Genomic DNA, 11,918 nt, shown 5'->3' with positions numbered 1-11,918 from the left:
CGGGGCGAGCACCGGCGTGCGGGCAGGGGCTCATGGGATGCGCATCACCCCCGAGGCATGATGGGGCTGCCTCGGGGGTGGTGGACGCGGCTCACTGAGATGACTCTCAGCTCTCTCAGCGTTGTCTCAGCGCGAGGACGGGAGAATTGCCGCATGAGAGTACTTGTCGTCGAGGACGAGCGGCGGATGGCGGCCGCGTTGCAGCGGGGGCTGCAGGCGGAGGGGTTCGCCGTGGATCTCGCGCACGACGGCGAGGAGGGGCTGCACGCCGCCCGGCAGGGCGACTACGACGTGGTGGTCCTGGACATCATGCTGCCCAGGCTGTCCGGCTACAACGTGTGCAAGCAGTTGCGGGCCGAGGAGAACTGGGTGCCGATCCTGATGCTGTCGGCCAAGGACGGCGAGTACGACATGGCCGACGGGCTCGACCTGGGCGCCGACGACTACCTGACCAAGCCGTTCTCGTACGTGGTGCTCGTGGCCAGGCTGCGGGCGCTGATGCGGCGCGACGCGGGCCGTCGGCCGTCGGTGCTCGTGGCGGGGGACCTGTCGCTGGACCCGGCCAGGCGCCGGGTGGAGCGCGGGCAGAGCGCGATCGAGCTGACGCCGCGGGAGTTCGCGCTGCTGGAGTACCTGATGCGGCGGCGGGACGAGGTGGTGTCGAAGTCGGAGATCCTGGAGCACGTGTGGGACACCTTCGACACCGATCCGAACGTGGTCGAGGTGTACGTCGGCTACCTGCGGCGCAAGATCGACGCCCCGTTCGGCAGGAACGCGTTGCAGACCGTGCGCGGCGCCGGCTACCGGCTGGCGGGCGACGGTGGCTGAGTCGCCGCTGGTCTGGTGGCGGCGGCAGGGGCTGCGTTTCCGGCTCACGGCGGCGGCCGCCGCGGTGCTGGCGCTGGCGCTGGCCCTGTCGGCGGCGGTGCTGGTGACGGTGCTGGAGCGGGCCCTGATGGACACCGTCGACGAGTCCACCAGGGCGCAGGCCCAGGCGGTCCGGGTCGCGGCCGACGCGGGCACGCTGACCAGCCCGATCACCACGCACGACGGCACGATCGTGCAGGTCATCGACGAGCGGGGGCGCATCACGCACGTCACCTACGGCGCCGACCGGCTCGTGCCGCTGCTGGACGCCGGGGCCCGGGCCCGCGTGCTGAAGAGCGGGCAGGCGACGCTGATGGACGGCCGGCCGTACGCGGTCCCGGGGTTCCTGCGCGTCGTCGTGCTCAGCGCGGACCACGGGCAGACGGTGGTGGCGGCGCGGCCCATCAGCGAGATCCAGACCAGCCTCGTCACGGCCGGGCGGGTGCTGCTGGTGGGCACGCCCGCGCTGGTCGTGCTGCTGGCGGTGGCGAGCTGGCTGATGATCGGCCGTACCCTGCACCCGATCGCGGCGCTGCGCAGGGGCGCGGCCGAGATCACGCATACCGCCAGGTCGCGGCGGCTGCCGGTGCCGCAGTCGCGCGACGAGGTGCACGCGCTGGCCCTCACGCTCAACGACATGCTGGCCCGCCTGGAGGAGGCCGAGCAGCGCCAGCGCGCGCTGGTCTCCGACGCCGCGCACGAGCTGCGCAGCCCGCTGGCCAGCATCAGGCTGCAGCTCGAAGTGGCGCTGGGCCACCCCGACGGGCAGGACTGGCAGGAGACGGCCGAGGGCGTCCTGGAGGACACCATGCGGTTGTCCCGGCTGGCCGAGGACCTGCTCGCGCTGGCCAGGCTGGACGAGCGCGGCGGCGTGCCCGCCCGGCGCGAGCCCGTCGACCTCGACGAGGTGGTGCGCCAGACGGTGGACCGTTACGCCGAGGCCCGGCTCACCGTCTGCGACCCGGTGGTGGTCCGCGGCGACGCGCTCGACCTGAGCCGGGTGCTGACGAACCTCATGGACAACGCGGTCCGCCACACCTCCTCGAAGGTGGAGGTGGCGCTGACCGCCGACGGCGTGCTGACCGTCACCGACGACGGCCCCGGCATTCCCGAGCAGGATCGCGAGCGGGTCTTCAACCGCTTCACCCGGCTCGACTCCGGGCGCAGCCGCGACGAGGGCGGGGCGGGGCTGGGGCTGGCCATCGTCCGCGAGACCGTGCGGGCCCACGGGGGGACGGTGGTGCTGGAGGACGCGGAGCCGGGGCTGCGGGCCGTCGTCCGCCTTCCGGCGGCCGGCTGACCCCCTTACCCCGGATCATGCGTGCGAGGGGAATGGATCGTTCGGCATGAGACAGGAAATGGATCGTTCCCAAAAGGTCAGGCGGCGGTTCCCTTCTCCGCGGTGGCCAGGAAGTCCTGGGCGATGAGCGGCAGGCGGCGGCGGGCGTGCACGACGGCGATGACGCGCCGCACGGCGGGGTCGAGCGAGCGCACCACCAGGCCCGCGCGTCCGGCCTGCTCGGCCATGCCGCGGTACCACAGCAGCGACGCCTGCCCGGCGCGGACCGCGTTGAGCCAGCCGTTGCGTTCGTCGGTCTCGAGCACGACCACCGGGGTGACCGCGTACTTGCCGAACATCGCGTCGAGCTCCCTGCGCCGCATGCTGCCGCGGGCGGGGAGTGCCAGGCGCATGCCGTGCAGCCTGCCCATCGGTACGGGGTTGGGCAGCTCGAGGCCGGGCGGGGAGATCAGGACGATCTCCTGGCGTTCGAGGGGGTGGGTGATGAGGTCGGTGGGCACGGGCAGGTCCGTGAGGCCGAGGTCGGCCCGCTGGTCCCTGATGGCGCTGACGACGCCGTCTCGGCCGTCGCAGCGCACGATGTGCACGCGCACACCTGGGTGCTCGGCCGCGTAGGCGGGCAGCAGCCGCCCCGCGAGACCGGGCTCGAGGCTGGGGGTGGACGCGATACGGAGCTCCGCGTCGGTGGGTACGGTCTGGTTGGCCAGGCCCTCGATCTCGTGAACCGCGTCGAGTGCCTCCCTCGCCAGCTTGACCACCCGGCGTCCTTGCGCGGTGACGACCACCCCGCGCCCGGAACGGGCGAACAACGTCATGCCGAGCTCGCGCTCGAGATCGCGGATCGCGCGGGACAGCGCAGGCTGCGCGATGTAGAGCGACCTGGCCGCGTCGGTCATGGTGCGGTGCTCCGCAGTCGCGACCACATAGCGGAGCTGCTGGAGATTCATGCAAAAGAAGCTAGGACAACGCCCGCCGCCCGGACCGGGAGATAGCGGAGATCACCTCGAATGATTTCGGACTGTAACCGAGCACCGCTACATCCGTGACGGGTGATAAATCAGTATGCTTTTGCCCCAAATTTGGCAAGGGTCCGACAAGTCGCACGGCAAAAGCCTGCATTCCGGACGACGGGGCAATCGGGGAGACACGGTGACAGGGAACGGGCAATATCCACCCCCGCCACAGGGGCCAGGACAGCCCCAGCGCCCCCCCTCCTTGCCCTGGCCGCCGCCCGGATACCGGCAGCCGCAACCTCAGGGCGGGGCGTACCCGCGCCCGCCCCAGCCGCCGCCCCCACCGCCGCCGCCCCCTCAGGGACCCCCTCAGGGACCCCCTCAGGGACCCCCTCAGGGGCCACCGTACGGGCAACCTCAGTATGGGCAGCCTCCGTACGGACAGCCCCAGCACGGGCAGCCGCCCTACGGGCAGCCTCCGTACGGGCAGCAGCCGTACCGGCAGGCGCCGCCGCCTCCTCCTCCCCCGCCGCCGCCACCGCCCATGCCGCCGCAGCAGTGGCACCGGCCGCCGCAGCCGAGGAAGTCGGGGATGGGGGTCCTCGGCGTGCTCGGCGCCGTGTTCGGCTCGCTGGCGGCGCTGTTCGTGCTGATCGTCATCGGCGCGGTGATGCTGTCCAGCTCCTCCAGCTCGGACACCTCCACGCCGGTGGCGATCCCGACGTACGAGCCGTCGGACGAGCCCACCACCCGGTTCACCGAGGACGATGAGCCGTCGCCGACCCCGACGCACAGCGAGGAGCCCACCCAGCAGCCGACCCCGACCCAGGACGACGAGCCGGACACCACGGTCACGCCGCCCGCCCAGGTCACGGTCAACACGAGCCTGAAGAACAACAGCGTCTACCGGGCGGGTGTCCTGCCCCGGCTGAGCTGCCCCGCTGGCAACGCCAGCATCTTCAGCCACAGCCAGCTCAAGGCGCTGATCATCAAGACCGGCCGGTGCATGGACCGGGCCTGGAAGCCGGTGCTGGAGAAGCAGGGCTTCCGGTTCAGCCCGCCCCGGTACGCCATCGCCGCGCAGGGCGGGCGGGGCGCCTGCGGCGACTACCCGTCGCCGGGCAGCACGGTGCCGTACTACTGCCCGCAGAACAACACCATCTACGCCTCCACCTCGGCCATGGCCAGGGGCCGCGGGAACGCCGTGGGCTACGGCCAGATGATCACCTGGCACGGCGGCATCATCGGCATGATGGCCCACGAGTACGGCCACCACGTCCAGAACCTCACGGGCCTGATGAACTCCTGGTGGTCGGCGACGCTCGACTCCGGCAGCCAGAGCGGCAAGCTGGCGCTCAGCCGGCGGCTGGAGCTGCAGGCCAACTGCTTCGGCGCCATGTGGATGCGGTCGGTCGCCTCGTCATATCCGGTGAGCACGGCCAACCGCAGCCGGCTGTTCTGGTTCTTCAGCAACGTGGGCGACCATCCGGGCTATCCTCGCGACCACGGCAAGCCGGTGAACAGCGGGCGGTGGTTCCGGCAGGGGTGGGAGCGGAACAAGGCGTACCAGTGCAACACGTGGATGGCGCCGTCCTCGACGGTCTCCTGAGGGACCCGTGGCGTTCATCTCAGGTTGGGCACATGTCTCTGTTGTCCAGGTATGGGGACTAGAATCCTGGCAATCTTGTGCCGATCGGGGGGCAAAACGAGGGTTTTGCCTGGTAGGCGTGTAAGGAGCCAGGTGTGACTAATCGCGATGGGGTAGACACCGCGCCGGAAGGCAGGAAACGGCGCCCCACGCGACGACCGCGCCCGGATGCCGGCCCGAACGCCACCCCCACCGCCGACGCCGGCGCGCCCGCCGGCCCAGGTACGCCCGCCGGCCCAGGCGCGCCCGCCGGCGGTAAGCCCGGCGGCCCCACCTCAGGCAAGCCGGGCAAGGCGGACAGGCCGGGCAGGCCGGGTCCCGAGCCGGCCGGCGCTCCGGCTCCGGACGCGCCCGCCGCTCCCGGCAAGCTCGTCGCCGGAACCCCCTCCGGCCGGACGGCGAAACCCGGCAAACCCGGTAAGCCTGGCAAGCCTGGTAAGGGCGCCTCCCGTCCCGCCAAGGCGCGCTCCGGCTCGGGCGCGCCGCGCTTCGCCAAGCCGCTGACCCCCGCCTCCATGCTCGGCTGGACCGCGCTGTCCGCCGTCGCGCCCGGCGCCGCGCACCTGCGGGCCGGGCGCCGCCGTACCGGGCTGGTGCTGCTCAGCCTGTACGCGGTGCTGCTGCTCGGCGCCATCGCCTTCGGCCTGACCGTGGCCGGCGACCTGACCAACGCCTCCTTCCTCGCCGACGACACGAGCATGGTCGTCGTGGTCGTCATCGCCTCGGTGCTCGCGCTGGCCTGGTTCGCGGTGGTGGTCACCTCGTACGTGGCGCTGCGCCCGAACCGGCTGCACCAGCAGGGCCAGGTGCTGACCGGCATCGTCGTGGGCGTGCTGTGCGTGGCGGTCATGTCGCCGTTCGCGCTGACCGCCAACTATGTCCTCGCCGCCCGCGACGCCGTCGGCTCGATCTTCAAGGACACCCCGGAGCCCGGCGAGCCGCAGGTCACCCACAACCCCGAGAACCCGTGGGGCGACCGGGACCGCGTCAACTTCCTGCTGATCGGCGGCGACGCGGCCGGCAACAGGACCGGCGTGCGCACCGACAGCATGAACGTGGCCAGCGTCGACCTCAAGACCGGCGCCACCGTGCTGTTCAGCCTGCCGCGCAACCTGCAGCACGTGCGCTTCCCCGCCTCCTCGCCGCTGCACAAGCAGTTCCCGAACGGGTTCATGGCCGAGCTGCCCAACGGCGGCCTGCTCAACGAGGTCTGGCAGTACGCCAACGACAACCCGCAGCTCATGGGCGGCAAGAACCGGGGCCCCCGCGCCCTCATGGACGCCATCGGCTACACGCTCGGCCTGAAGATCGACTACTACATGCTGATGAACATGTACGGCTTCGCCGACCTCGTGGACGCCATCGGCGGCCTCAAGATCCGGGTCGAGCAGGACGTCAAGTGGGGCGGCCTCTACGGCACCGCCGGCACGATCAAGGCCGGCTACCGCAAGCTCTCCGGCGAGGAGGCCCTGTGGTACGGCCGCTCCCGCGTCGGCAGCGACGACTTCTCCCGCATGTCCCGCCAGCGCTGCGTCATCGGCGCCTTCGCCCAGCAGGCCACGCCCGCCGTGATCCTCGCCCGGTTCGAGAAGATCGCGGGCGCGGCCAAGCGCCTGGCCCAGACCAACATCCCGCGGTCCCTGGTGCAGCCGCTGGTGGAGCTGGCGGTCAAGGTCAAGGACGCCAGGATCACGAGCCTGCAGTTCGTGCCGCCGGAGTTCTACTCGGGCCGCCCCGACTGGGCGAAGATCCGTACGGCGACGAAGAAGGCGCTCAACGACTCCCTGCGGCCCGCGCGCCGGGCCCAGACGGCCAACGTCAGCGCCTCCCCGAGCGTCACCGGCGCCACGCCCGCCAGGACCCGCACGGCCACGCCCACGCAGACGCCCACCCGCAACACCCAGAAGGCGGGGGCGCAGTCCCTGGACGAGCTGTGCGGCCTGTAGCGAAGAGCAGTGGCCGGTAAGCCGCCAAGGGCCGCGCGCTCCGCGGCCGGTAACCGCCCAAGGCCGAGCGCTCCGCGGCCGGTAACCGCCGAAGGCCGAGCGCTCCGCGGCCAGTAACCGCGCGGTCCGTGGCCGGTAGCCGCGCGGTCCATGACGGGAAGCGTCGCCGGAAGCCGTGCGGTTCACGGCCGGAAGCCGTGCGGCCGGTGATCAGGCGGGCCCGAACGTCACGGGCAGCGCGACCGGCCCCCTGACCGTGAGGCTGGCGCGCCAGCGCAGCCGCTCGGCCGGAACGGCGAGCGCGAGGCCGGGCAGCCGGACGACCTCCGCCAGCGCCGCCCGCCCCACGAGACGGGCCAGGAGGGCGCCCAGGCAGTAGTGCGGCCCGTGCCCGAAGCTCAGGTGGGCGTTGTCGCGGCGGGTGAGGTCGAGCCGGTCGGGCTCGGGGAAGCGGCGCGGGTCGCGGTTGGCCGCGGCCGGCGCCACCAGGATCGGCTGCCCGGCCGGCAGCACGACCCCGCCGATCTCGACCGGCTCCAGGGCGAAGCGCCAGGTGGCCAGCTCGACCGGGCTGTCGTGGCGCAGCAGCTCCTCCACGGCCGGCTCGATCAGCTCGGGCCGCTCGCGCAGCAGCTCCAGCGCTTCGGGGTGGCGCAGCAGCGTGTACGTCCCCAGCGCCACCAGCCCGACCGTGGTCTCGTACCCGGCCACGAGCAGCAGGAAGATCATCGACAGCAGCTCGTCCCCGCTCAGCCGGTCCCCCTCCTCGGCGGCGGTGATCATCGCGCTGATCACGTCGTCCCCGGGCGCCCGCCGCTTGGCCTCGACCAGCCCGCTCACGTACGTGCCGAGCGCCCGCAGCGCCGTCGGTCTGGCGTCCGGCTCCCCCGGCTGCGACGACACCACGGCCGCCGTCCAGCGCCGGAAGTCCGTACGATCGCCTGCCGGCACGCCGAGCACGTCGCCGATCACCCCCGACTGGAGCGGGGAGGCGAAGCCGCTCACCAGGTCGTCCCCGGGGGACAGCCCGGCGGCGAGCGCGCGGGCGGCGGACTCGATGCCCGGTCGCAGCCGGGCGAGCCGGCGCGGCGTGAAGTAGCCCGACACGACGCGGCGCAGCCGGGTGTGCTCGGGCGGGTCGGTGGTGAGTAGGTGCGTGCCCAGCCCCGACCGGTCCTCCAGCGGCCGCCCGCGCCCCGCCGCCTGCCAGTCGGCCGGGGCGTGGCGCGGGTCCTTGCTCAGCCGGGGGTCGGCGAGCGCGGCGCGGGCGTCGTCGTAGCGGGTGACGAGCCAGCCGTACAGGCCGCTGCGCATGGTGACCAGGTGGGGGGCGCCGGCCGCCCGCAGGTCGGCGTAGGCCGGGTACGGGTCGGCCACCAGTCCGGGATAGCCGGGCAGCATCTCGTTCAGCATGCGTGAGGACTCCAGTGAGGGCGGACGAGCGGGCGCGGGCAGGTGGGTGCGCGGACAGGTGGGCGGGCGCGGGCAGGTGGGCGGGCGGGCGCGCCGAGAGGGCCGGTCGTGCCCGCTCCGCGCGCCCGCCGGGCCGACGCTACTTGCCGAGCTGTCCCAGGATCCAGTCGGCGAGCACGCCGGTCACCTGCCCGTGCTCGGAGTTGTGCGCGTCGCACTGGTAGTCGTCGAGCTGGCTGTGCTCGGGCGACAGGGACGTGATGTCGGTGTAGAGGTCGATCGGCCACTCCAGCGGGTCGTACTGGAGGGCGACGGCGCTGACCGAGGGCACGAAGCAGGCCGATCGGTACCGGCCCTCGATGGGCACGCCCAGCCGGTCGGCGAGCATGCCGTACAGGGGCAGCGTGCCGCCCGGCACGCCGTCGAAGGAGGCGACGTCGCTGGTGTAGCTCTTACTGGCCCACATCGGCACCGCGCGCATGCCGCCGACGAGGCGGTTGACGCCGCGCTCCGGCTGGGTGCGCACGGTGGCGCCGACGAGGCCGCCGAGCTCGCTCCACTCGAACACGAGGTGGTCGGGTGGCACGTTCCTGCCGGTGCCGTCGGCGGCCCCGTTGGAGACGCCGAGCTTGCGCGGCCGGACCGGGAACCAGCCGACGCGGCGCAGGTCCTCCAGGAACTCGGTGCGCAGCGGGCTGGAGGTGGCGACGGGCCCCGAGTAGTGGCCGCTCTCGACCCACGCCCACAGGAGCTGCTGCGCGGCGGGGCTGCCGATCAGGGCCGCCTGGCCGGGCTCGGTGGGGGCGAGGGTCTGGGCGAAGTAGGCGAGCTGCTGGAGTATCAGCGGGATCCAGGCGCCGTTGTGCGGCGTGTCGTAGGACAGGTAGGTGGCGGTCTGGTGATCCTCGCGGCGGTTCTCCATCTCGGCGAGGGCGTAGCGGGTGACGAGGCCGCCCATGCCGATGCCGCCGACGATCAGTGGCGCGTTGCCGGAGCGCTCGCTGATGGCGCGGCGGATGCAGGTGGCGGCCACGCCGGCGTTGGCCTGGATGTGGGTGTGGCGGGCGCCGAAGCCGAGCAGCACGACGTCGATGCCCTGGGCGAGGAGCTGGTCGAGCAGGCGTTGCTGGTGGGGCGGGTAGGGCGTGTTGAGGTGGTGCCAGAGGGCACGTACGTCGCTGGCTCCGTAGCCGAAGCCGTCGGCGAGGATCATCGGCCGGACGAGCCGGTCGTGGCCGGCCGCGTAGTGCACGGCCGCGCTGCCGGTGGCGGTGCGCCCCTGGTAGGGCCAGGCGGAGGTGAGGGTCCACTCCGTCTGCGGCACCCGCGTCTCGGCTGCGGGTGGCGGCGGCGCCGTGGTCGCGAACAGCACCCCTTTCGGGAGCACCGCGGCGATCTGCTCGGCACGCCCGGCGGGCACCGGGTCGGTTTCCTGCCGCAGGGCGAGCTCGACATCTATCCTTGCTGCCCCTTGTGTCGCCATGATTACACCTTTGCTCGTGGGTTTACCGGACGTCACCCCCGATCTCGTACCTCCCTTTCGAAAAGACGAGTTTCCCTTTCAACAGACAAACGATCATCGCGATCAAGGCATGGCTGGTATCTCTACCTCACCTCGCGTTCCCCGACAAAGCAACCCGTGCCGGAAACCGTTCATCTGACCGGCGGTCAAGGAATTACGAAGACCATTCCGGAAATGCCCGGCGGTATTTTCCGACAGCGGTCACACCAGCGCGGAGTTCTTCCTGGGCAGCAGGGCCAGGGCGCCGAGGTACAGCAGGGCCGCCACGATGAGCAGGCCCTTGTAACCGATCACCAGGGCGACGTACTCGAGGCAGCCGCCGACCATGGCGCCCAGCAGATTCGCGCCGAAAGAGGTGGTGGCGTCGGCGGTGTCGGCGAAACGTTTGGCGAAGACCACGTTCGCGGCGAAGATCGGCAGGAATGCCACCGTCACGGCGGCCACCGCGCGCAACGGTACCGGGAGCGACAGCAGCCATTCATTGGGCACGAGCCAGGCCAGCAGAAGGCCGGCGAGCAGCACGCCGTACATGACCGGCAGCGGCGGGACGCGGAAGCGGCGGGTCACCTCGACGGCGGCGAGCACCGCGACGAGCACGCCGGCGAAGACGATCGCGTTGACCACCCACGTGGTGCCGAACAGCAGCGCGAACCCGGTCACGCTCTTGGTCTCCAGCAGCATGAAGGCCACGCCCAGCAGGAACAGGTCCGCGTACGGGCGCATCCGCCGGTAGGGGCCGGCCACGACGCGCACGGCCAGCAGGCTGACGATCAGGATCAGGCCGAGCGTGATGACGTAGATCGGCGGGATCGTGCCCTCCTTCAGGTAGAGGAAGGGCCGGTCGTCGCCGGCGGGCTCGGGCGTGCCGGGGGCGGCGCCCGGCCATTCGGCGGCGCAGCGCTGGTCGGCCGCGGTCACGCCGGCGGTGATGACGGCCTGCTGCCCGGCGGTGCTGACGACGTCCACGCAGGGCTTGTGGCCGAAGGCGCGCTGCATGGTGGTCGCCAGGCGGTCCACCAGCCAGCTCTCGCGGTAGTAGTTGTACATCGAGAACGTGCCGCCCGGCTTGAGGTGGGCGCGGGCCGCCCGCATGGCCTCCTCGGTGAACAGGTAGCTCTCCAGGCGCAGCGAGCTGGCGCCGGAGACGAGCGTGAGCGAGTCGGGCAGGGCGAACAGGATGAGGTCGTACTTGTCGCCGCTGCGCTCCAGGAAGGCGCGGCCGTCGGTGACGTGGGTGGTGACGCGCGGGTCGTCGTAGGGCTTGTCGGGGTGCACCGAGCCGCCCAGCTCGCGCAGCTTGGGGTCGATCTCGACGGCGTCGACGCGGGCGGCGCCCTTGGACAGGGCGATCGCCACGTCGGTGCCGCTGCCCGCGCCGACGATGAGCACGTCCTTGGGCGGCTTGCTCGCCCGCTCGTACGGCAGGCCGTACTGGGCCTCCCACTGCAGGCGCGCGTAGGCCGGCACGGCCTGCTGGTGCGGGATGCCGTTGACGGCGATGTCGGTGACGGGCACGCCGAGCTGCACGAGCTGCTTGGTGGTGACCTTGTAGTACGGCGACCAGATGGCCCCGGCGGTGAGCGTCTCGGCCAGCAGCAGCCCGACCACGACGAGGGAGGGCACGGTCACGAGCCCCACGTAGAGCACGCGCGGCCTGGGCACGAGCAGCAGGCCGTAGCAGATGGCGGCGATGAGGCCCCAGAACACCGGCGGCGCGCTGAGGAACGACAGCGCGGTGAACGCGGCGATGCCGGTGAGGCTGCCGATCAGGTCGTAGCGGTAGGCCTCCAGGCGCGGCAGCTCGGGGAAGCACCGCCCGACCAGCTCGGCGGGCCCCATCAGCACGACCGCGGCGGCGCAGAAGATCACCGGCAGGATCGCCCAGGCGGGCGGCCCGGTGGTGGACAGGCTGGTCCAGTACAGGACGCCCTCGGTGTTGCGGTCGACGGTGACCGGGAAGGTCAGCACGACGATGGTCAGCACGGCCAGCACGATCGGCGAGTAGTACGGCTGCCGGCGCGAACGCCCCACGCGCAGGAAGCCCAGCCCGATCCCCAGGAAGGAGCCGAGCAGCACGAAATTGGTGAAATAGCTGAGATGGACGATGTTCGACCCGGTCCACCGGATCAGCGCCAGCTCCAGGAAGAGCATGAAGGCGCTGGCGAGGACGAGCCTCGGGCGTACCGCCAACCAGTGGGCTTTTTCTCCGTCGTCGACCGGCTTTTGCGCCTGGAGCGTCATAACGCCTCACCGTAGTGAACAGACCGAA

Annotated in this window: 8 protein-coding genes; 4 read left to right on the top strand and 4 right to left on the bottom strand. The window is 71.9% G+C overall.

Annotated features, from left to right (window positions below; all coding sequences use genetic code 11):
* The first annotated feature begins 153 nt into the window (after positions 1 to 153).
* Together HCN51_RS01755 and HCN51_RS01750 are read left to right on the top strand one after the other, a co-directional pair.
* On the top strand, positions 154 to 828 hold the full coding sequence (locus HCN51_RS01755) for a response regulator transcription factor (protein ID WP_080040636.1): 675 nt from the start codon (positions 154 to 156) through the stop codon (positions 826 to 828).
* On the top strand, positions 821 to 2,167 hold the full coding sequence (locus tag HCN51_RS01750) for an ATP-binding protein (protein WP_168005981.1): 1,347 nt from the start codon (positions 821 to 823) through the stop codon (positions 2,165 to 2,167). The genes HCN51_RS01755 and HCN51_RS01750 overlap by 8 nt, the downstream gene beginning before the upstream one ends.
* Before the next feature lie 77 nt (positions 2,168 to 2,244).
* Here the strand turns inward: HCN51_RS01750 and HCN51_RS01745 are convergent, their stop codons facing one another.
* A complete protein-coding gene (locus HCN51_RS01745; protein WP_080040638.1) occupies positions 2,245 to 3,114 on the bottom strand; it encodes a LysR family transcriptional regulator in 870 nt (289 codons plus the stop codon).
* A gap of 598 nt (positions 3,115 to 3,712) precedes the next feature.
* Between HCN51_RS01745 and HCN51_RS01740 the strand changes: the two genes are divergently transcribed.
* Complete coding sequence (locus HCN51_RS01740) at positions 3,713 to 4,729, top strand: neutral zinc metallopeptidase (RefSeq protein WP_240972301.1); 1,017 nt, start codon at positions 3,713 to 3,715, stop codon at positions 4,727 to 4,729.
* A gap of 134 nt (positions 4,730 to 4,863) precedes the next feature.
* Complete coding sequence (locus tag HCN51_RS62070; RefSeq protein WP_346433494.1) at positions 4,864 to 6,714, top strand: LCP family protein; 1,851 nt, start codon at positions 4,864 to 4,866, stop codon at positions 6,712 to 6,714.
* 210 nt (positions 6,715 to 6,924) lie between these two features.
* Here HCN51_RS62070 and HCN51_RS01730 read toward each other — a convergent pair whose 3' ends face one another.
* From HCN51_RS01730 to HCN51_RS01720, 3 genes are all read right to left on the bottom strand, one after another.
* Complete coding sequence (locus HCN51_RS01730; RefSeq protein ID WP_168005977.1) at positions 6,925 to 8,127, bottom strand: cytochrome P450 family protein; 1,203 nt, start codon at positions 8,125 to 8,127, stop codon at positions 6,925 to 6,927.
* A 139-nt stretch (positions 8,128 to 8,266) separates the two neighbouring features.
* On the bottom strand, positions 8,267 to 9,610 hold the full coding sequence (locus tag HCN51_RS01725) for a lipase family protein (protein WP_168005975.1): 1,344 nt from the start codon (positions 9,608 to 9,610) through the stop codon (positions 8,267 to 8,269).
* Positions 9,611 to 9,850: 240 nt separating this feature from the next.
* Positions 9,851 to 11,890 carry a spermine/spermidine synthase domain-containing protein gene (locus HCN51_RS01720; protein ID WP_168005973.1) on the bottom strand — a complete coding sequence of 680 codons (2,040 nt, stop codon included), beginning with the start codon at positions 11,888 to 11,890 and terminating at the stop codon, positions 9,851 to 9,853.
* Between the last annotated feature and the right edge of the window lie 28 nt (positions 11,891 to 11,918).

Source organism: Nonomuraea composti, from assembly GCF_012034275.1.
Classification (GTDB): Bacteria; Actinomycetota; Actinomycetes; order Streptosporangiales; family Streptosporangiaceae; genus Nonomuraea; species Nonomuraea composti.
This window is presented reverse-complemented; position numbering and strand designations above follow the sequence as displayed.